The following is a 20,691-nucleotide window of genomic DNA, read 5'->3' on the forward strand; positions in this document are numbered from 1 at the left end:
GAGCTCGAAGAGTCGGAGGCCGGTAAGGACATGAGTGACGCGGATAACGCCACTCCCGGCCGTCGCCACCGCTCGCCGGAGGGTGCGTCGGACAACCAATGGATTACCCGATCCCGCAAGCCCTTGCCAGGCGCCGCGCCGTGGGAGCGCCAGGATGCGGATCTACCCGATGATTCAGCCCCCGATGAGCCCACCGGCAGTCACGCCGACGGGGTAACTGTCGCCGATCTGATCGCCAAGGTCGCCGGCACCGGGTTCACCCCGTCGCGCCACCGGCTCGAGCCGGACGAGCCTGATGAGCTTGAGGCAGAACCAGAACCCGAACCCGAACCGCAGCCTCAGGCGCATTACTTCCTGGAACCCGAGCCGGAACCAGAAGTTGAGCCGGAGGCTGCGCCGGAACCCGAGCCGGCGTACGCACCCGCCTATGTCCGCCCGCCCGTGCCGGAGCCGACCGACGTCATCGCCGCGGTGCGGATCGAGCCGGACAGCGATGCGCCTGAAGATCCCTTCGGAGCCGAGGATTTCCCGGAGTACGAGGACCCGGTCGAGGACCCGCTGGATCACCATGAGACCGACACCGACAGCACGGACACCGATGTGCTGCCTGCCCTGCAGGTCTACGACTACGACGCACCCGAGGAGCGCCCGGCGTGGCGCGTCCGCCCGACGCCGCCCGACGAGCACGATCCGGACGAAACCACCGTGATCGAGGGCCTGCGGCCCCCCATCAACCGCCGGGTGATGCTGGCCGGACGAGCCGCCGCCGCGATGCTCGCGGTACTCACGCTGGTCCTGACCGGCGGCGCCTGGCAGTGGCAGTCCTCGAAGAACGACAGTCTCAACAAGGTCGCCGCGCTGGACCCCAACTCGCGCGACATCCTCGACCCCAATGCCCAGTTCGGCGACGAGAACTTCCTGATCATCGGCACCGACAGCCGGTTCGGTGAGAACGGGGGCATGGGCGCGGGCGACACGGAGGACGCCGGCGGCGCCCGCTCCGACACGATCATGCTGGTGAACATTCCGGCCAACCGGGAACGTGTCGTCGCCGTGTCGTTCCCCCGCGACCTGTCGATCAGCCCGATGCAGTGCGAACCCTGGAACCCGGAGACGGCAACCTACGGTCCGCTGTACGACGAGGAGACCGGGACCTACGGTCCGGACGAGATCTACACCGAGACCAAGCTGAACTCGGCTTTCGCCTTCGGCGGGCCGAAGTGCCTGGTGAAAGTGATCCAGAAGCTGTCCGGGTTGTCGATCAACCGGTTCATGGCCGTCGATTTCGCCGGCTTCTCGAAGATGGTCGATGCGCTCGGCGGGGTCGAGGTGTGCAGTACCACCCCACTCGAGGACTATGAGCTGGGCACCGTGCTGCCGATCGCCGGACGTCAGATGATCGACGGCCACACCGCGCTGAACTATGTGCGGGCCCGCCAGGTGACCACCGAATTCAACGGGGATTACGGGCGCATCAAACGCCAACAGCTGTTCTTGTCCTCGCTTCTGCGATCGCTGATCTCCCGCGACACATTCTTCTCGCTGAACAAGCTGAACAACGTGGTCAACATGTTCATCAGCGACAGCTTTGTCGACAACATCAAGACCAGGGACCTGGTTGACCTCGGCCAATCGGTGCAGGGTGTGAACGCCGGCCGGATCACCTTCGTGACCGTGCCGACCGTCGGTTACGCCGACGAGTACGGCAACGAGGTCCCGCGCACGGACGACATGCGCGCCCTGTTCGACGCGATCATCAACGACGACCCGCTGCCCGGTGAGAAGAACCCCGACAACACCCCGGTGCCCGGCACCCCGGAATCGGCGACGTCGTCCGTCCAGGCTGCCGCCCCATCGGAGACTCCCCAGTCGACCGCTCCGGCCCCCGCACCGGCCACCACCGACAGTGGTGAGACGGTCAGCGCCGTCACCACCGAACCGCAGCAGGTCACCGTGCAGGTGTCGAACTCGACAGGCGAGAGCGGCCTGGCCTCCACGGCGGCCACTGAGCTGCAGGAACACGGTTTCAACGTCAACACCCCCGACGATTACCCGAGCACGCTTCCGGCCACCACGGTGTTCTTCTCCCCCGGCAACGAAGAGGCGGCCGCGACGGTGGCCAGCTCCTTCACCAACCCGACCATCGAACGCGTCTCAGGCATGGGCGACGTGGTGCAGGTGGTGCTGGGCTCGGACTTCAATTCGGTGAGCCCGCCCACTCCGAGCGGCTCGGAGGTGCAGGTGCACGTGCTGAAAGGCACCGGCGCCAGCCCGACCCATCTTCCCGAGGACCTGACGGTCACCAACGCCGCCGACACCACCTGCGAATAGTCCGGTAGGCGGCATTCACCGTTCGTTCATCGGCGGATCGTGACTACAGGCCCGCTGACCGCATAATCTTGCAGCATGCGTACCCATTACAACGAGCAATTGCGTTCACTTACGGACCAACTCGGCCAGATGTGCGAGTTGGCGGGTACCGCAATGGAGCGCGCTACACAGGCGCTGCTGCAGGCCGATCTCGCGCTCGCCGAGCAGGTCATCAGCGACCACGACCAGATGACCACGCTGAGCACTCAGGCCGAGGAGGCCGCGTTCGTGTTGCTGGCGTTGCAGGCTCCGGTGGCGGGTGACCTGCGCTCGGTAGTGGGTTCCATTCAGATCGTTGCCGACGTGGACCGGATGGGCGCGCTGGCGCTGCATGTCGCCAAGATCGCACGCCGTCGCCACCCGCAGCACGTGCTGCCGGAGGAGGTGAACGGCTACTTCGCCGAAATGGGCCGCGTTGCAGTCGAATTGGGGAACGCCGCTCGCGAGGTGCTGCTCACCCAGGATCCGGAGAAGGCCGCCCGGATCCAGGAGGAAGACGATGCGATGGATGATCTGCATCGCCACCTGTTCTCGGTGCTGATGGACCGCGAGTGGAAGCACGGCGTGACCGCTGCGGTCGACGTCACGTTGCTGAGCCGCTTCTACGAGCGGTTCGCCGACCACGCTGTCGAGGTGGCCCGGCGGGTGATCTTCCAGGTCACCGGCTCCTACCCGGACGGGGATCCGGTTTCGACGAACCAGTGACTCAGGGCCGGTCGGCGGGCGGCACCAGACGGACCCCGTCTTTGTGCGCCCCGGCCAGGTCTCCGAGCACCTTGACCAGCACCTGCAGGTCCGCACCGCTGTAACGCAGCAGGAACTCGCGTGTCCCGCGATCCATCTCCTCGTGCAGCTGCCGGTGCACGTCGGCGATGAGTTCTCCGTCGGCGGTCAGCCCGAGCTGGATCTCCTTACGGTTGCCAGGCACCGGTGCGCGGGCCACCAGGCCGGCCTCGACCAGCCGCTGCACGTGTTTGGAGACGGTGCCCTTGAGCCGGCCTGAGCGTGCCGCGAGTCCGACGACGCTGACCGGGCCCTCGGCGATCTCCGCCAGCAGGTGCATCGACGACGTCGGGAGCGTACGCAGCACGTGCTGCAGCCGCTGCGGGCATCGGGCCGCCATGAAATCGCGCTCGGCGTCGCCGTCCCCGTCGTTCCCGAGCCGGTCGCCCACCGTGGTCATGAGCCCGGCGATGGCCTCGATCAACTCGAGTTTGGTTTTCACGGAAACCATCTTGCCACCCGGCGCGGGTGTGCGTAGATTGTTTCCACAGAAACCATATCCCTCGAAACCAAAGGAGCCGCCGTGAAAGCAGCACTGGTCACCGAATGGGGCGCGCACCCCGCCTACACCGACGTGCCCGAGCCTGAGGCGCACGACGGCACCGAAATCGCCGCCGTCGAAGCCTCGGCCCTGACCAATCTCACCCGTGCCCTGGTGTCCGGAAAGCACTACGCCAGCACGGAGATTCAACTGCCGGCCGTTCCGGGCGTCGACGGAGTGGCGCGGCTTACCGACGGCCGTCGCATCTACACCGGAGCGCTCGGCTACTCGGGGATGATGGCGCAGCGCGCACTGGTCGACCCCGACGGCGGTGTCGAGGTCCCCGAGCATGTGGATTCGGTGACCGCCGCCGCACTACCCAACCCCGGCATCTCGGCCTGGACTGCACTGTCACACGCCGCAGCCGTCAAACCCGGCGACCACGTGCTGATACTGGGCGCCACCGGCGTAACCGGTTCGATGGCAGTGCAATTGGCCAGCGCCATGTTCGGCGCGGAGACGGTGGTGGCCGCCGGTCGCAACGCCGAACGGCTGGCGTGGCTACGGTCGGCGGGCGCCCACCACACGATCGCGCTCGGTGAGCAGGATCTGGGTGCCCAGGTCGCCGAGATGCACGCCGAGCGCCCGTTCGACGCGGTACTCGACTACCTGTGGGGAGACCCGGCCGCACAGGTGCTCACCGCCCTGGCCGCCGGCCATTCCGCCGCGCACTACCATCCGACCCGCTTCGTGCAGATCGGGTCGATGGCCGGACCGGGGCTGCATCTGGACGCCGGAATACTGCGCGGCACCGGGATCACCCTGAGCGGGGTGGGCATCGGCAGCGTGCCACCCGAGGTGCTGGCCCGGGCCCGAACCGAGGCACTGCCCCGGCTGTTCGCGATGGTCGCCGACGGACAACTCGAATTACGCACCCAGCCAAGGGCATTGGCGGACGTCGCCGAAGTGTGGGCGGGCCGCGAGCCGTCGGGAACCCGCGTGGTGCTGACGCCCTAGACGCCTCGGCCGGTCAGCCGAAGCGGCCCGAGATGTAATCCTCGGTCGCCTTCTGGGTCGGGTTGGAGAAGATCTTCTCGGTGTCGTCGATCTCGATCAGCCGGCCCGGTTTGCCGGTGGCCTCGAGATTGAAGAATGCGGTCTGATCGCTCACCCGGGCGGCCTGCTGCATGTTGTGCGTCACGATGACGATCGTGAAATCCTGCTTGAGCGTGGAGATCAGATCCTCGATGGCCAGCGTCGAGATCGGGTCGAGCGCCGAGCAGGGCTCGTCCATCAACAGCACATCGGGCTGCACAGCGATCGCGCGGGCGATGCACAACCGCTGCTGCTGACCGCCCGACAGGCCGCCGCCGGGCTTGTCCATGCGGTCCTTGACCTCGTTCCACAGGTTGGCACCGCGCAACGAACGCTCGGCCACCTCGTCGAGGGTCTTCTTGTTGCGCACACCCTGCAGTTTCAGCCCGGCCACCACATTGTCACGAATGGACATGGTGGGGAACGGGTTCGGGCGCTGGAACACCATGCCGATGGTCTTGCGCACACCCACCGGGTCCACGCCGGCGCCGTAGATGTCCTCACCGTCGAGCAGCACCGACCCCTCGACACGGGCCCCGGGGATGACCTCGTGCATGCGGTTCAGCGTGCGCAGCACGGTCGACTTGCCGCAGCCCGACGGGCCGATGAAGGCCATCACACTGCGCGGCTGCACCGAAAGCGAAACCTCGGAAACGGCGTGAAACGCGCCGTAGTAGATGTTGACGTCCTTGAGATCCAGCCGCTTGGCCATGGGTAACTCCTACACCTTCTTGGGGGAAAAGAATTTGGCCACCGCACGCGCGCCGACGTTGAGCAGGGCGACCAGAAGGATCAGCGTCAGCGCCGCACCCCAGAGCCGGTCGGTGGGCACCGGGTTGGCGCCCGCGCCCGCCGAGATCTGGTCGTACATCATGCCCGGCAGCGATCCCATGAAGCCGCCGAACATGTCGAAGTTCATCGCCTGCGCATAGCCGACCAGGACCAGCAGCGGCGCAGTCTCGCCCATCACGCGGGCCAACGCCAGCATGATTCCGGTGACGATGCCCGACAGCGCCGTCGGGATCACGATTCGGACGATGGTCTTCCATTTGGGCACGCCCAGCGCGTAACTCGCCTCACGCAGGTCCATCGGAACGATGCGCAGCATCTCCTCGGTGGCCCGCACGATCACCGGAATCATCAACAGCACCAACGACAGTGACACCGCGAACCCGGACCGGCCGAATCCCAGCGTGGCCACCCAAAGTGCGTAGATGAACAGTGCGGCCACGATCGAGGGCACGCCGGTGAGGATGTCCACCATGAACGTGGTGACCTTGCCCAGCCGCGTGCCACCGCCGTACTCGACGAGGTACACGCCGACCATCACGCCGATCGGAATGGAGATCAGCGAGCACACCAGGCCTTGGAGCAGGGTTCCGACGATCGCGTGGTAGGCACCGCCACCTGCGGTGAACGTCGTCATCCCGGACTGAGAGTTGGTGAACCACGTGGGCGAGCTCAATGCGGCCCACCCCCGCACGATCACCGAGTACAGCACCCACACCAGCGGTACCAGGGCGACCAACAACGAAAGGCTCACCAGCACCGTCGCGAAGTGGTTGGTCAGCTTGCGGCGCAGACTGACGCCCTGGAACACAGGCGTCTTGACCGGCCGCTCAAGCGTGGACGTCATGCGCGCCCCTTTCCGGCGACCGCGGCGCGGGCCAGCGAGTTCACCACGAAGGTGAGGATGAACAGCACCAGGCCGGCGGCAATGTAGGCGCCCGCCTTGTACTGGTCGTTGAATTCGCTTGCGGTGGCAGCGATCTTGCTGGCGAAGGTGTAGCCGCCGTCGAACAGCGTCCAGCCGAACGCGGTCTGGGTGCCGCGCAGGATGATCAGCAGCGCGATGGTCTCACCGAGGGCGCGCCCCAGACCGAGCATGGCGCCGCTGATGTAGCCGGACAATCCGAAGGGCAGCACCGTGGTTCGCACCACTTCCCAACGGGTGGCGCCCAGCGCCAGCGCGGCCTCGATCTGTCCGCGTGGGGTCTGGGTGAACACCTCGCGGGTCACCGCGGTGATGATCGGCAGGATCATCACCGCCAACACGATTCCTGCGGTGAATATGGTGCCGCCGCCGGCCACCGAAGCGGTGCCCGTCTTGAACAGGAACAACCAGTCCAAGTGCGTATTGAGCCACACCGCAAAGGGTTTGATCGCCGGTGCCAGCACGTACAGGCCCCACACGCCGTACACGATCGACGGCACGGCGGCCAGCAGGTCCACCAGGTAGGCCAACGGACCGGCCAACCGCCGCGACGAGTACTGGGTGAGGTAAATCGCGATGCCCAACGCCACCGGCATGGCCAGTATGAGCGCGAACACCGAGACGAACACGGTCACCTGCAGCAGATCGAAGATGCCGAAGTGCATCGCCGAGGTGTCGGTGGTGATCCAGTTGCCGCCGTAGAGGAAGAAGTTCTCCTCGTTGCGCCTCAGCGCCGGAATCGCGCGCCAGAGCAGGAACACCGCGATCGCCGCGATGAGCGCGACGATGAGGATGCCGGAGCCTTCTGCAAGCCCACGGAAGATTCGGTCGCCGAGGCGAACCTTGGCTCCCTTGGATGGATCGGTGGAGATGGGTTCCGGCTCGGGGAAGGGGGAGGCGAGCGTCTCCCCCGACCCCGAATCAGCTGGATTCGGCGTTGTCACTATTGTCCCGTCGGGGCCCCTGGTGGTCATGTGGTCGGAAAATCCATCCTCACCCAGATCCGTCCTCTAATGCCAGCCGGGCTACTACGCGATGGCTTCGACGGAGGTCAGCAGACGCTGCTTGAACTCGTCGGGGAGCGCGATGTATCCGGCCTGCGACAGGCTGGCCTGGCCCTCGTTGGCGGCCACGGTCAGGAAGGACTTCACGGCCGCCGCGGTGTCGGCGTCGTAGCCCTTGGAGCAAACGATCTCGTAGGTGGCCAGCACCAGGGGGTAGACACCGGCTTCCTTCGAGGCGTAAAGCGCGTTCAGATCGAGGATCAGGTCCTTGCCCTCGCCCTCGAACTTGGCTGCGCCGACGGCCTTGGTGGTCGACTCGTCATCCAGCGGCACTGCGCCGGCGCCGCTGTCGATCTGGGCGTAGGGCAGGCCGGCTGCGGCGGCGGGGCTCTTCTCGACGTAGCCGATCGAGCCGGGGGTGGCCTGGACGGCCTGCACCACACCGGAGGACTTCTGGGCGCCCTCACCGGCGCCGCCCTGGAACTCCTTGCCCGCACCCTTGGTCCAGGTCTGCGGCGCGGCGGCGGCCAGGTACTTCTGGAAGTTGTCGGTGGTGCCTGAGGAATCCGAACGGTAGATCGGCTTGATGTCCACGTCCGGCAGGGTGGTGCCGGCGTTGAGCGCGGCCACTGCCGGATCGTTCCACTTCTTGATCTGGCCCTGGAAGATCTTGGCGAGCACGTCGGGGGTGACCACGAGCTTGTCGACGCCCTCGACGTTGTAGGCCAGCGCGACCGGACCGAACACCAGCGGCAGGTTCCAGGCCTCGTTGCCTCCGCAACGCTCGGCGGCCTTGGCGACCTGATCGTCCTTCAGCGCGGAGTCGGATCCGGCGAAGTCGACCTGCTTGGCGATGAACTGGTCCACGCCAGCGCCCGAACCGGTCGGGTTGTAGGCCAGATTCTTGCCCGAGCAGACCTGACCCCACACCTTGTTGAACTCGGCAATGGCGTTCTGCTGCGCCGTCGAACCTTCGGCCGTCAGCGAGTTCTTGCCGCCGCACTCAGCCGATGCGGCCGACGCGCTTCCCGCGGCCGACGAGCTCGTGCCTGCGGCGTTGTTGTCGCTGCCGCACGCAGTCAGGGTGAGCGCCGCAATGGCGGTCGCGGACAGCGCGACGCCGAACGGCTTGCCTACACCCTTGCCAATGCTGATGAGCTTCACTTGTCCCACTTTCCGTTGACGGCTTCGAACCCTCCGGCAACGTATTAGGCCCCAGTGGACGGCTCGCGGACAGCAGGTGAATCGGCAGTGAATAGGTTCAGCGTGTTCACAGCTGAGCGGGTTAACCGGCGGCGTACGCCACGTCGACGCCGAACACCTCAAAACCCAAGTTTCGGTAGGTCGCCACGGCGGCCGAGTTATCTGCCTCGACGTAAAGTAGCACCGTTGGCAGGGACCGCGCGGCGAGGTGGTGCAGGCCGACCAGGGTGAGCACCGAACCCAGACCCCGGCCCTGTGCGGACGGATCGACGCCGACGACGTAGACCTCGCCGAGGTGGCCCTCATGGACGGCGTCGCGGGGCGCGACATGAACCTTCGTCCAGTGGAAGCCCAGGAGAGCCCCGGTGTCTTCGTCGAACGCCTCGAACAGGCCCTCCGGATCGAACCACGGCTCGCCGCGCCGTTCGGCGATGTCGTGTTCGGTCCAGCCGCCCTGTTCCGGGTGCCAGGAGAACGCGGCGTTGTTGACGCGCAGCAACTCGGCATCGTCGCGCGGCCCGGCATAGGTGGCGATCCGCACACCCTCAGCAGTACGCACCGGCGGCAGGTCTGTCAGCGGACGACGCATCTGCAGCAGTTCGCGCACCGACTTGAGATCCAGTGAGGCCGCCAGCGCCCGGGCTGCTTCCAGGTTGCCGTGCGCCCAGACTCGCGTGCCCGCTGCGCCCGCGGCGAGGCCGGCACGGGCCAGCGCCGCACCGATGCCGCGGCGGCGGGCCCGCGGATGCACCGCCAGTTCGGCCATCGCCGGGTCATCCTCGGCGGCCGGGGCCAGGTTCAGGTAGCCGACGAGGTCTGCACCGTCGGTGGCCAGGAGATGGCGGGTGCGGTCGTGGGCGAGCTCGCGCAGCACCTGATCGCCTACCGGTGCCACGCCGTCGGACGCAGCGGCTGCCGCGATGAGGGCACGAATCTCGGTCTGCTCGGCGTCTGACAGCCCGGTGCGCCAGTCGAGTTCGGTCACTGGCTGGGCAACCGCCCCGCCAACGGCTCGCCCGCGTCGTCGGTTGCCGGTTCGAAGTCGTCGTCGCCGTGGTCGTCCGGTGAGGCATCGGCATCGCTCGGCTCGGCTGCCGCGGTGCGGCCGCGCGACGGGCGCACCGCCTTGTAGCCGACGTTGCGGACGGTGCCGATCAGCGACTCGTACTCGGGGCCGAGCTTGGCCCGCAGACGACGCACGTGGACGTCGACCGTGCGGGTACCGCCGAAGAAGTCGTAGCCCCACACCTCCTGCAGCAGCTGCGCCCGGGTGAAGACGCGGCCGGCATGCTGGGCGAGGTACTTGAGCAGCTCGAATTCTTTGTAGGTGAGATCGAGGGGGCGCCCACGCAGGCGTGCGGTGTAGGTGCCTTCGTCGATCGCGAGCTCACCGAGAGTGATCTTGCCGACATTCTCCTGGTTGGCACCGCCGCCACGCCGGCCCACCAGCAGCCGCAGCCGGGCGTCGATCTCGGCCGGTCCGGTGCCCGGCAGCAGGATCTCGTCCAGGCCCCACTCGTGGTTGACGGCAACCAAGCCGCCCTCGTTGACCACGGCGACGACCGGGACGGAGCTACCCGTGGTTCCCAGCAGGCGGCAGAGGCCGCGCGCGGCCGCGAGATCGGTACGCGCGTCGACGATCGCCACGTCGGCACTGCCCGCTTCCAGCAGCGAGGACACCTCTGTCGGTGCTGTGCGCACGGTGTGAGCCAGCAGTGTCAGGGAGGGCAGGACCGACTCGGGATGCGGGTCGACGGTAAGTAGCAACAGATCCAACAGGTCCTCCGGCGCGCCGGCAATCACTTCTCACGAGCGCCCGGACCACGATGTCCACACGGTCGGATTCATGACTGACATGTAGCCGTTACCGGCCTTTAGTGATCTAACGATAACGCCTCACCTGCTGATCAGCCGCGCCGAGCGCTTCTATCCGAGCGCTGTGGGCGACAATGTGCCCGTGCGCAAACTGCTGATCGGGCTCACCGCGACCGTGACCGCGCTCATCGTCGGGGTTGTCGGCACCGATTTCGGCTCGGCGATCTACGCCGAGTACAAGCTTGCCCGCAACGTACGCACTGCGGCCGGGCTCGAGTGGGATCCGTGGGTCGCCATCCTGGGTTTCCCGTTCCTCACCCAGGTGCGTAACCACCGCTACCGGGAGGTCGAGATCCGGGCCGCCGGCGTCGACCATCCCGTGGTGGGCAAGGCATCGCTGGAAGCCACGCTGCACGGTATCGACCTCACCGACTCGTCGTGGCTGATCAGGCCGGACGCGAAACTGCCGGTCACCAAGGCCGAGAGCCGCATCATCATCGACTCCACCCATATCGGCAGGTTCATGGGCATCGACGACCTGCTGGTGGAGGCTCCGTCCCGGGAAACCAACGACTCCACGGGAGGCACCACGGAGTCCGGCATCTCCGGGAGTCAAGGACTGGTGTTCACCGGCACCCCGAGACAATCCGGGCTGGACAAGCGGGTCAGCGTCGCGGTCGACCTGTCCTTCGCCGACAGCGACGACACCACCCTGGTGCTGACCGCGACCGGGATCCTGACCGGTCCCGGGACGGCCGACGAGCCCGTGCCCGAGGAGAAAACCGCCGCGGTCCTGTCAGAGTTCAGCGACTCGATCACAGGTCAGAAGCTGCCGTTCGGGCTCTCCCCGACCACGGCAGGCGCCCGCGGCTCGGACGTGATCATCGAGGGCATCGCGTCGGGAGTAACGATCGACCTCGCGGGGTTCAGACAATCATGAGCTCTTCGATGGTGCTGGTAATCGTGGTACTCATCGCCGCGCTCGGGGTGGCCTACGTGATCGGCCGCCTGATCACACTGCGTGCCGGCATGATCAGAGCGGGCGAGCAGGCCGCCAACATCGACACCAGTGACCTCGGGCTGTCGCAGACGGGCCCGACCGTCCTGCATTTCTCGGCCGAGTGGTGCGGACCCTGCGCCGGGGTCCGACGAGTCGTCGACCAGGTCTGCGCCGAGTTGCCAGAAGTTGCTCACGTCGAAGTCGACATGGACGCCAATCCCGAAGCCGCCAGGCGGCTTTCGGTCCTGTCGCTGCCCACCACCATCATCTTCGACAGCCACGGGCGGCCGCGGTACCGCACCAGTGGGGTTCCCAGGGCCGCTGACCTGCGCTCGGCGCTGGAACCGCTGTTGGCCTGACCCGGCGGTTATTGGGTAAGCTGTCGCTCGTGTCAGCCCGCCTCGAGCTTGTGCTCACCAAGCGCCGCGCAGTCGATCTGTGCCGCGTCGCGGGTTGCTGCTGTTGTTGTTGCTGTTGATTGCAGCCGCGCGTTTTCGCGCGCCCGCTCAGGCCTCGTGCCTGGGCCTGCACACCATCAGACCTTCTACGACAACAGGAGTTCGTCCTCATGTCATCGACATCAACCCGGCCCATCGCCGATAGCCGGCCTGCCCAGGTCGACGTTCGGGGGCCACGGTTCGCCGCCTGGGTCACCACCGCGGTACTGATCGCCACCCTGCTGGCCGCCGGGGTGAGTGAGTTCGCGGCCGCGGTGCTGCTCGGCGCTCAGGCGGCGGTGTTCGCCATCGGCGCGCTCGGCGGCCCGCGCAAGCATCCCTATGGCCGGCTGTTCGCCACGTTCGTCGCGCCGCGTCTGGCACCGGTCACCGAACGTGAGCCGGTACCGCCGCTGAAGTTCGCCCAATTGGTCGGCTTCGTTTTCGCCGTCATCGGTACCGCAGGTTTCGCCTTCGGCATCACTGCCGTCGGCCTGACCGCCACCGCCCTCGCATTGGTGGCGGCCTTCCTCAACGCCGCCTTCGGCATCTGCCTGGGTTGCCAGATCTACCCGCTGGTTGTCCGGCTCCGCCGCATCCCCAGTCCTGCATGACACCCGCCTGACATCTCAAATAGCAAGCAATCGAAAGGAATTCGTACATGGCACGTTCCGACGTCCTGGTCTCGACCGAGTGGGCCGGGAACAACCTCGATACCGCCGGCGTGGTGTTCGTCGAGGTCGACGAGAACACCAGCGCCTACGACGACGAGGGGCACATCCCCGGCGCCGTCAAACTGGACTGGAAAGACGATCTGCAGGACGCCGTGAAGCGTGACTTCGTCGACCAGCAGCAGTTCTCGAAGCTGCTGTCCGACAAGGGCATCAGCAACGACGACACGGTGATCCTGTACGGCGGCAACAACAACTGGTTCGCGGCCTACGCCTACTGGTACTTCAAGCTGTACGGCCACGCCGACGTCAAGCTGCTCGACGGCGGCCGCAAGCGCTGGCAGCTCGACGGGCGCCCGCTGGTCAAGGATGCGGTGACCCGTCCGGCAACCTCCTACACCGCCTCGGCTCCGGACAACAACATCCGCGCCTTCCGCGATGAGGTCATCGCCGCGATCGGCGCGAAGAACCTGGTCGACGTGCGCTCCCCTGACGAGTTCTCCGGCAAGATCCTGGCCCCGGCGCACCTGCCGCAGGAGCAGAGCCAGCGGCCCGGGCATATCCCCGGCGCCATCAACGTTCCCTGGAGCAAGGCAGCCAATGAGGACGGCACCTTCAAGTCCGACGAGGAACTGGCCAAGCTGTATGCCGCAGCCGGCCTCGACGGCGACAAGGAGACCATCGCCTACTGCCGGATCGGTGAGCGCTCGTCGCACACCTGGTTCGTGCTGCAGGAGCTGCTGGGACACGCGAACGTCAAGAACTACGACGGCAGTTGGACGGAATACGGCTCCCTGGTGGGCGCCCCGATCGAGTTGGGAAGTTGATATGTGCTCTGCACCCAAGCAAGGACTGACGTTGCCCGCCGGCGTCGACCTGGAGAAGGAAACCGTCATCACCGGTCGTGTGGTGGACGGCTCCGGCCAGGCCGTCGGCGGTGCCTTCGTGCGCCTGCTGGACTCCAGCGACGAGTTCACCGCTGAGGTCGTGGCCTCGGCGACCGGTGACTTCCGGTTCTTCGCCGCTCCGGGCACCTGGACGCTGCGTGCCCTGTCCCCCGCAGGCAATGGCGACGCGAGCGTGGCCCCGACCGGTGCGGGCATCCACGAGGTCGACGTCAAGGTCGCGTAGCGACGATCAAGGCGAGGCACGAGCCGATGAGGAGCTACGCCATCGGCACCGCTTGATTTCTGCCGCCCGAACGTGGGCTTGTGTACGAAGATTCATCGTGATCTCGGACACAGGCCCACGTTCGGCGTGTATACGGGCGTCCCGACCCGGGGCGCCGACACCCTCGACCAGGAACTAGACTTACTCCCGTGGTGCTCTTCTTCGAGATAATGCTCGTCGCGGCCGTCGTGGTCATCACGTGGTTCGCGTTGTACGCGCTGTACCGCCTCGTCACCGACGAGTCGTGACCTCCGGCGGCGACGCCCCGGCGCGAGAGCCGGGATCCGGTGATCGAGCCTTGGCGGCGGCCGCCGAACGGGCCAAGGAAACCGCCGCCCGCAACATTCCGGTCTTCGACGACCTCCCGATTCCCGCCGATACGGCCAACCTGCGCGCCGGCGTCGAGCTCAACGATGCGTTGTTGGCGCTGTTGCCGCTGGTCGGCGTCTGGCGCGGTGAGGGTGAAGGCCGCGACACCCATGGTGACTACCGGTTCGGTCAGCAGATCGTGGTGTCCCACAACGGCGGGGACTACCTGAACTGGGATTCGCGGTCGTGGCGGTTGACCGAGTCGGGCGAATACGACTCCCCCGGGCTTCGCGAAAGCGGTTTCTGGCGGTTCGTGACCGATCCCGACGATCCGGCCGGTCGTGACGAGTCGCAGGCCATCGAGCTGTTGCTGGCCCATTCGGCCGGCTATGTCGAACTGTTCTACGGCAAGCCGCTCACCCAGGCCTCCTGGGAGCTGGTCACCGATGCGCTGGCCCGCAGCAAGTCCGGTTTGTTGGTCGGCGGCGCCAAGCGGCTGTACGGAATCGTCGAAGGTGGGGACTTGGGGTACGTGGAAGAACGCGTGGATGCTGACGGCGGGCTCGTCCCGCACCTGTCGGCCCGGCTGTCACGGTTTGTCGGCTGATGCGCCGGCCGATTGTCGCGGCAGGTCTGCTTGCCGCAGCAGCATTCCTCGGTGCGTGTTCGTCGGAGGGGCCGCAACCGGCTCCCACCTCACCGCCGCCCGAGCACGGGACGTACGCGCACTGCCTGTCCGAGCACGGTATTCCGGCGGCGCCGGGCCCGGTCGCCGGGCCGCCGTCGGGGGTCGATGATCAGACCTGGCAGCAGGCCACCAAGGCCTGTTCGACGCTGGCGCCCGGCCCCAGCTAGTCCAGGCGTCCTCCGCCTACCTCGCCATTCAGCGGCTCGACGGGCTGCCCCAGATATGGGGCGGCCCCCGAGCCTTGGTACCTGGTTGGACAGACCGGGAGGCTCGGGGGCCGGGTGGCTGCGGGGAATTCGCCAGCGCGCGCAGGCTTTACCCCGGCGCTGCTAGCGGGCAGCCACCTCACATGTCCATAAGTCACTCAATTTGACGGACCACCTCCTTCCCTGTGTGCCCACGAAGGTACCCCCGTCGGCGCACCCCGACAAGCGATTTATGAGCAGCTCAGCGATCGCTGACGATCGCGGAGTCGACCAGGCCGGAAACGTCCGCTGCCAGCGGCGCATGGGGCAGCAGCCGCCCGTCCAGAGTGTGCACCCGAGCCGCGAGGGTGATGCTGGAAACCAGCCAAACACCTTGCGCGCTAAGCAGATCCGATGGTTTGAGCGCACGGAAGTCGCAGTCATAGCCCTTGTTGCGGGCCACCTCGAACAGTGCCTGTTGAGTGGTGCCGCGCAGGATCGGATACCACGGCGGCGGGGTGAGCAGCAGCGGCTGGCCGGCCTCGCCTTCGGTCGCGATCACCACGGTCGAGCGCGGCCCCTCCAGCAAGTAGCCGTCGGAGCTGACGAAGATCACGTCGCCCGCACCGTGACGCTCGGCGTGCCGCAGTGCGGCCATGTTCACCGCATACGACAACGTCTTGGCACCCGCGGCCAGCCATGGCATGTCGCCGGCGTTCAGGGGCAGCCCGCGGTCCAGGGTGATCGCCGCCAGCCCGGCACGCCTCACCCCGGCCACCCGATCGGCCAGGGCGCCGATGGTGGCGAAAGAGGTCGCGGGCCCGCCGCTCTCCCGTCCCCGGCTGTACACCAGGCGCAGCACGCCCTCGCCGTCGTTCTCCGCGGACCAACGCTCGACTCCGAGCTGTACCGCCGCCCGCCAGGCCCGCAGATCTGGCTCAGGTAGGTCGAGCATCTTGGCCGACTGCGTCAACCGCGCCAGGTGGGCCTCCAGCAGACACGGCCTGCCGTCGCGCACCAGCAGCGTCTCGAAAACTCCGTCTCCGCGCACGGCGGCCAGATCGTCGGCATGCAGCAGCGGAGCGTTGGGGTCATGGATCTGCCCGTCGAGGGTGACCAGTACGGCTGGTGGGCTCGCCATGGGTCGCCAGCGTAGCGACAAGCCCGATGAGCCGCTTGCGCGAAGAGCGACAAACGTAGAGTTGGCGTATGTCTGCACTGCCGTCAGCTGTTCCGGCGCCCGAGACCAGTCCCGACGCCGGCTCCGTCTGGCACTACGGCGATCCGCTCGGTGAACAGCGTTCCGCGGCGAGCGCCGCGGTCTGGGTGGACCGCTCGCACCGGGCGGTCCTGACCCTGACGGGCAAGGACCGTCAGACGTGGCTGCACAGCATCTCCAGCCAGCACGTCAGCGCACTGCCCGAGGGGGCGGTCACCGAGAACTTGAGCCTGGATCTGCAGGGTCGTGTCGAAGATCACTGGATCCAGACCGACCTCGGCGGCACCACCTATCTGGACACCGAGCCGTGGCGGGGCGAACCGCTGCTGACCTACCTGCGCAAGATGGTGTTCTGGGCCGACGTACAGATCGAGCCCGCGGATATGGCGGTGCTGTCGCTGCTCGGGCCCGGTCTGGCCGATCAGCAGGTCATTGAGGCCCTGGGCTGCGATCAGGTGCCGGCCGAGGCGACGGCGGTGGCCCTGCCCGGCGGCGGCTTCCTGCGGCGCCTTCCTGCTGCCGGCATCGAACTGGATCTGGTGGTTCCGCGGCAGTCCGTCGCCGAGTACACGCGGCGGCTCAGCGAGGCCGGTGTGCGGCCGGCGGGTGTATGGGCCTATGAGGCCCACCGGGTGGCGGCCAGGCGTCCTCGATTGGGTGTGGACACCGATGAACGGACGATCCCGCACGAGGTCGGCTGGATCGGTGAACCCGGTCTCGGTGCGGTCCATCTCGACAAGGGTTGTTACCGCGGTCAGGAGACCGTCGCCCGGGTGCACAACCTGGGTAAACCGCCCCGGATGCTGGTGCTGCTGCAACTCGACGGCTCCGCCGACCGGCCTGTGACCGGCGACGCGGTGACCGCGGGTGGGCGCAACGTCGGTCGGATCGGCACTGTGGTGGAGCACGCCGACGAGGGCCCGATCGCGTTGGCGCTGCTCAAACGGGGATTACCGGTCGATACCGAGCTGGTCGCGGGTGCCGAGGCGCAAGCACCGGCCGTGATCGACCCGGATTCGATGCCGGAGGCCGATGCCACCGCCGGCGCCGGCCGGGCAGCTGTGGAACGTCTCCGGGGGCGTTAAGCCGTGGAACTGCGCAAGAGCACGTAAACTCACTCGGTCACCGACGACGTGACGACCGTCTCCGCGCGGATTCCGCGATCCTGGTGACGGTCGTGTTGTTGTGCAACGAGGCATGGCAGCCGGGCCCCCAGCCGCTCACCGTGAGGCAGGGCCTGACAGCACTTCGCGGGCGGGCACGGTAAAGTGTTGGCAGGACAATAAAGACACACAGATCGGAGCCGCCTAGCAATTGGGCCGCTCCGTTATTGCGCGAGGGGGTCCCCCCATGGGCCGCGGCCGGGCGAAGGCAAAGCAGACCAAGGTGGCACGTGAGTTGAAGTACAGCTCACCGAACACCGACTTCAGTCAGCTCCAACGTGAGCTGTCGGGATCTCCCGATTCCGGTGACGGCAGTGACGACGCCGATGAATGGTCGGGTGAGGATGACTGGCGGCGCTGAGCCGCCTGCATTCCGTCCCAGAACTTAGATATGGGTCGCGCTGGCTGCGCATGACGCTTACCAGCGCGACCCTGTCTACTGCCTAGAACCGCGGATGCTGTCCAATCAGCTGGGCGCGCACACTGTCCTTGCCGCCCTTCTTGACGGTTCCCAGCGTCCAGCAATCCAGGTGCCGTGCGGTCAGGATGGCCAGTGCGCGGTCGGTGTCCTCGGGGGCCACTACCGCGACCATCCCGATGCCCATGTTGAACGTCTTCTCCATCTCGGCACGCTCGATGCGTCCGCGCTGGGCGATCATCTGGAACACGGGTGCCGGGGTCCATGTGCCGCGGTCGAGTTCTGCGGTCAGTCCGTGGGGCACCACGCGCTCCAGGTTGCCTGCCAGGCCGCCGCCGGTGACGTGGCAGAACGTGCGCACCTGCGTCTCGGCGGCCAGCGCCAGGCAGTCCTTGGCGTAGATGCGGGTCGGCTCCAGGAGCTCCTCACCCAGGGTGCGGCCGAATTCCTCGACATGGCCGGCCAGGTTCATCCGGTCGATCTCCAGCAGCACCTTGCGGGCCAGGGAGTAGCCGTTGGAGTGCAGTCCGCTGGAGGCCATGGCGATGATCACATCGCCCGGACGGACACGATCGGGCCCGAGCACATTGTCGGCCTCGACGATGCCGACGCCGGTCGCGGAGATGTCGTAGTGGTCGGGTTCCATCAGCCCGGGGTGCTCGGCCGTCTCGCCGCCCAGCAACGCACAACCGGCCTGGACACAGCCTTCGGCGATGCCTGAGACGATCGCGCTGACCCGTTCCGGCACGGTGCGGCCGACGGCGATGTAGTCCTGCAGGAACAGGGGCTCGGCGCCACACACCACGAGGTCGTCGACCACCATGGCGACCAGGTCCAGCCCGACGGTGTCGTGCTTGTCCATGGCCTGGGCGACGGCGAGCTTGGTGCCCACGCCGTCGGTCGAGGCGGCGAGCACCGGCTCGCGGTATCCGCCGCGTAAGGCGAACAGCCCGGCGAAGCCGCCCAGGCCGCCGCGAACCTCCGGACGGGTCGCCTTGGCGGCGAGGGGTTTGAAGAGTTCGACAGCGCGGTCACCGGCTTCGATATCCACCCCGGCCGACGCGTACGAAATGCTGTTGTGTTCGGCGATGCCGTGCTGTTCGGCGCCCTTAGTCATCGCAAGCAAGGCTACCGCCCCGCTGTTGCGGCGGTACAGCGCAGGAGGTGTTAAGGACCCCTCAAGGAGGCCGGGACGACGACCTCAGGGCCTGCGCAGCGCCGATGCGTTGTCGTTGTCGGCCTGCAGCGGGACACCTGTGCGGGCCGCGGTGGCGAGCATGTGCTCGATGACGTTCTTGCCCAGTGCGGTCTCCCCGGGCAGTTCGATCGGGTAGTTCCCGTCGAAGCAGGCCGAGCACAGCCGGGTCGGCGGCTGTTCGGTGGCCGCGATCATGCCCTGCTGGGAGATGTAGCCCAGGCTGTCGGCGCCGATGGCGTGCCGGACCGCCTCCAGCATCTCGCCCTCGTGCTCGGCGGATGCCGCGTTGGCGATGAGCTCGGCCGGGGTGGCGAAGTCGATGCCGTAGAAGCAGGGCCAGCGCACCGGCGGTGAGGCGATCCGAACGTGGACCTCCAGAGCCCCGGCCTCACGCAACATGCGGACCAGGGCGCGCTGGGTGTTGCCCCGCACGATCGAATCGTCGACGACGATGAGCCGTTTGCCCCGGATCACCTCCCGCAGCGGGTTGAGCTTGAGCCGGATGCCGAGCTGCCGGATGGTCTGCGAGGGCTGGATGAAGGTGCGGCCCACGTAGGCGTTCTTCATCAGGCCCTGTCCGAACGGGATGCCCGATTCCTGGGCGTAGCCGACTGCGGCCGGGGTGCCTGATTCCGGGACGCCGATCACGAGGTCGGCGTCGATCGGGTGTTCCCGGGCCAGCCGGCGGCCGATGTCGACGCGCGTGGCGTGTACCGACCGGCCCACCAGTGTGCTGTCCGGGCGAGCGAGGTAGACGTACTCGAAGACGCAACCTTTGGGTTCGGGGTTGGCGAACCGGGTGGAGCGCACGCCGTCGGCGTCGATGGCCAGGAGTTCACCGGGCTCGATGTCGCGGACGAAGGAGGCCCCGACGATGTCGAGTGCGGCGGTTTCCGAGGCCACCACCCAGCCGCGGTCGAGCCGACCGAGGGCCAGCGGACGCACGCCGTGCGGGTCGCGCGCGGCGTAGAGGGTGTTCTCGTCCATGAAGGTCAGGCAGAAGGCTCCGCGCACCGTAGGCAGCAACTCCAGGGCAGCCTGCTCCAGCGTCGCGTCGGCCGCACCGTGGGCCAGGAGCGCACCGAGGATGTCGGAATCGGTGGTGGCCAGCATGTTTCCGGCGTGCTTCGTGTCGATCAGGCCGGCTGAGCGGGCCCGGGCGGCGAGTTCGGCGGTGTTGACCAGGTTGCCGTTGTGCCCGAGGGCGACGCCGGTGCCCGCTGCGGTGTTGCGGAACACCGGCTGGGCATTCTCCCAAGTGGTGGAGCCGGTGGTGGAGTAGCGACAGTGGCCGACGGCGACATGTCCCGGCATCGCGGCCAGGGTCTGCTCGTCGAACACCTGGCTTACCAGCCCGAGGTCTTTGAACACCAGAATCTGCGAGCCGTCGGAAACGGCGATGCCGGCGGCTTCCTGGCCGCGGTGCTGCAGCGCGTACAGGCCGTAGTAGGTGAGCTTGGCGACGTCTTCACCCGGGGCCCAGACCCCGAATACGCCGCATTCCTCGCGCGGTTCGTTCTCGTCGTCGAGTTGCTGGCCAGTCACGATAGGGCTGCTCCCGGGGCGGGCGGTTTGGTGACGTAACCGAGTCTACGGTCATCCCGGGTGTAGGACGGAATCCGATGCCGTGTCCGAAACGGAATTCGCTCGTTCGGGTGGCAAAGGGCCGGGTTTCGGATCGGAAAGGCCCAGGCGAACTTCCGTGGACCGGCCGGCAAATGACCGGTGCACGTCACAGTCGCCACGGATGGTGAGAAATGTCGCACTC

General features: G+C 67.2%; 23 protein-coding genes. 13 read left to right on the forward strand and 10 right to left on the reverse strand.

Annotated features, from left to right (window positions below; all coding sequences use genetic code 11):
* The first annotated feature begins 30 nt into the window (after positions 1-30).
* On the forward strand, positions 31-2,331 hold the full coding sequence (locus QQ25_RS26650; protein ID WP_039382073.1) for an LCP family protein: 2,301 nt from the start codon (positions 31-33) through the stop codon (positions 2,329-2,331).
* A gap of 75 nt (positions 2,332-2,406) precedes the next feature.
* Entirely contained in the window at positions 2,407-3,075 is a 669-nt protein-coding gene (gene phoU / locus QQ25_RS26655) for a phosphate signaling complex protein PhoU (RefSeq protein ID WP_039325042.1), read from the forward strand.
* A 1-nt stretch (position 3,076) separates the two neighbouring features.
* On the opposite strand, the gene QQ25_RS26660 is transcribed toward phoU, so the two are convergent.
* Positions 3,077-3,595 (reverse strand): MarR family winged helix-turn-helix transcriptional regulator, encoded by a 519-nt coding sequence (locus tag QQ25_RS26660; RefSeq protein WP_039382695.1) that lies wholly within the window; start codon positions 3,593-3,595, stop codon positions 3,077-3,079.
* Between the two features lie 81 nt (positions 3,596-3,676).
* Between QQ25_RS26660 and QQ25_RS26665 the strand changes: the two genes are divergently transcribed.
* On the forward strand, positions 3,677-4,651 hold the full coding sequence (locus QQ25_RS26665) for a quinone oxidoreductase family protein (protein ID WP_039382074.1): 975 nt from the start codon (positions 3,677-3,679) through the stop codon (positions 4,649-4,651).
* A gap of 13 nt (positions 4,652-4,664) precedes the next feature.
* Here QQ25_RS26665 and pstB read toward each other — a convergent pair whose 3' ends face one another.
* From pstB to QQ25_RS26695, 6 genes are all read right to left on the reverse strand, one after another.
* A complete protein-coding gene (gene pstB, locus QQ25_RS26670) occupies positions 4,665-5,441 on the reverse strand; it encodes a phosphate ABC transporter ATP-binding protein PstB (protein ID WP_039325046.1) in 777 nt (258 codons plus the stop codon).
* Positions 5,442-5,450: 9 nt separating this feature from the next.
* The gene (pstA, locus tag QQ25_RS26675; protein ID WP_039325049.1) at positions 5,451-6,365 is read right to left on the reverse strand and encodes a phosphate ABC transporter permease PstA; all 915 of its coding nucleotides are present in this window, start codon (positions 6,363-6,365) and stop codon (positions 5,451-5,453) included.
* Positions 6,362-7,417, reverse strand: coding sequence for a phosphate ABC transporter permease subunit PstC (pstC, locus tag QQ25_RS26680; RefSeq protein ID WP_039325051.1), 1,056 nt, complete (start codon positions 7,415-7,417; stop codon positions 6,362-6,364). The genes pstA and pstC overlap by 4 nt, the downstream gene beginning before the upstream one ends.
* Positions 7,418-7,471: 54 nt before the next feature.
* Positions 7,472-8,611, reverse strand: coding sequence for a phosphate ABC transporter substrate-binding protein PstS (gene pstS / locus QQ25_RS26685; RefSeq protein WP_039325053.1), 1,140 nt, complete (start codon positions 8,609-8,611; stop codon positions 7,472-7,474).
* A gap of 121 nt (positions 8,612-8,732) precedes the next feature.
* A complete protein-coding gene (mshD, locus tag QQ25_RS26690; protein WP_039382075.1) occupies positions 8,733-9,635 on the reverse strand; it encodes a mycothiol synthase in 903 nt (300 codons plus the stop codon).
* Positions 9,632-10,426, reverse strand: coding sequence for a winged helix-turn-helix transcriptional regulator (locus QQ25_RS26695; protein ID WP_039382697.1), 795 nt, complete (start codon positions 10,424-10,426; stop codon positions 9,632-9,634). Before QQ25_RS26695 ends, mshD begins: the two co-directional genes overlap by 4 nt.
* Before the next feature lie 163 nt (positions 10,427-10,589).
* On the opposite strand from QQ25_RS26695, the gene lmeA reads away from it, so the two are divergent.
* From lmeA to QQ25_RS26735, 8 genes are all read left to right on the forward strand, one after another.
* Positions 10,590-11,405: a mannan chain length control protein LmeA gene (gene lmeA / locus QQ25_RS26700; RefSeq protein WP_039325057.1), complete on the forward strand. Its 816-nt coding sequence runs from the start codon at positions 10,590-10,592 to the stop codon at positions 11,403-11,405.
* Entirely contained in the window at positions 11,402-11,824 is a 423-nt protein-coding gene (locus QQ25_RS26705) for a thioredoxin family protein (protein WP_039382076.1), read from the forward strand. Before lmeA ends, QQ25_RS26705 begins: the two co-directional genes overlap by 4 nt.
* 29 nt (positions 11,825-11,853) lie before the next feature.
* Entirely contained in the window at positions 11,854-11,943 is a 90-nt protein-coding gene (locus tag QQ25_RS31660) for an Ms5788A family Cys-rich leader peptide (RefSeq protein WP_350222965.1), read from the forward strand.
* 90 nt (positions 11,944-12,033) lie between these two features.
* Positions 12,034-12,516 carry a DUF4395 domain-containing protein gene (locus QQ25_RS26710; protein WP_039382078.1) on the forward strand — a complete coding sequence of 161 codons (483 nt, stop codon included), beginning with the start codon at positions 12,034-12,036 and terminating at the stop codon, positions 12,514-12,516.
* Between the two features lie 47 nt (positions 12,517-12,563).
* Positions 12,564-13,400 (forward strand): sulfurtransferase, encoded by an 837-nt coding sequence (locus tag QQ25_RS26715; protein ID WP_039325062.1) that lies wholly within the window; start codon positions 12,564-12,566, stop codon positions 13,398-13,400.
* 1 nt (position 13,401) lies between these two features.
* A complete protein-coding gene (locus QQ25_RS26720; RefSeq protein WP_003884652.1) occupies positions 13,402-13,704 on the forward strand; it encodes a DUF1416 domain-containing protein in 303 nt (100 codons plus the stop codon).
* 283 nt (positions 13,705-13,987) lie between these two features.
* Positions 13,988-14,659, forward strand: a complete 672-nt coding sequence (locus tag QQ25_RS26730; protein ID WP_039325251.1) for a heme-binding beta-barrel domain-containing protein — start codon at positions 13,988-13,990, stop codon at positions 14,657-14,659.
* Positions 14,659-14,907: a hypothetical protein gene (locus QQ25_RS26735; RefSeq protein ID WP_039325253.1), complete on the forward strand. Its 249-nt coding sequence runs from the start codon at positions 14,659-14,661 to the stop codon at positions 14,905-14,907. Before QQ25_RS26730 ends, QQ25_RS26735 begins: the two co-directional genes overlap by 1 nt.
* 280 nt (positions 14,908-15,187) lie before the next feature.
* Here the strand turns inward: QQ25_RS26735 and QQ25_RS26740 are convergent, their stop codons facing one another.
* Positions 15,188-16,066: an aminodeoxychorismate lyase gene (locus QQ25_RS26740; protein WP_039382080.1), complete on the reverse strand. Its 879-nt coding sequence runs from the start codon at positions 16,064-16,066 to the stop codon at positions 15,188-15,190.
* A gap of 68 nt (positions 16,067-16,134) precedes the next feature.
* Here QQ25_RS26740 and ygfZ point away from each other — a divergent pair, with 68 nt between their 5' ends.
* Complete coding sequence (gene ygfZ, locus QQ25_RS26745; RefSeq protein WP_039382081.1) at positions 16,135-17,229, forward strand: CAF17-like 4Fe-4S cluster assembly/insertion protein YgfZ; 1,095 nt, start codon at positions 16,135-16,137, stop codon at positions 17,227-17,229.
* Between the two features lie 265 nt (positions 17,230-17,494).
* On the forward strand, positions 17,495-17,668 hold the full coding sequence (locus QQ25_RS30325; RefSeq protein ID WP_082017703.1) for a DUF3073 domain-containing protein: 174 nt from the start codon (positions 17,495-17,497) through the stop codon (positions 17,666-17,668).
* A gap of 82 nt (positions 17,669-17,750) precedes the next feature.
* Here QQ25_RS30325 and purM read toward each other — a convergent pair whose 3' ends face one another.
* Both purM and purF read right to left on the reverse strand, forming a co-directional pair.
* Positions 17,751-18,842: a phosphoribosylformylglycinamidine cyclo-ligase gene (purM, locus tag QQ25_RS26750; protein WP_039325259.1), complete on the reverse strand. Its 1,092-nt coding sequence runs from the start codon at positions 18,840-18,842 to the stop codon at positions 17,751-17,753.
* An 84-nt stretch (positions 18,843-18,926) separates the two neighbouring features.
* Entirely contained in the window at positions 18,927-20,468 is a 1,542-nt protein-coding gene (gene purF, locus QQ25_RS26755) for an amidophosphoribosyltransferase (RefSeq protein WP_039325261.1), read from the reverse strand.
* Between the last annotated feature and the right edge of the window lie 223 nt (positions 20,469-20,691).

The organism is Mycolicibacterium setense (assembly GCF_000805385.1).
Classification (GTDB): domain Bacteria; phylum Actinomycetota; class Actinomycetes; order Mycobacteriales; family Mycobacteriaceae; genus Mycobacterium; species Mycobacterium setense.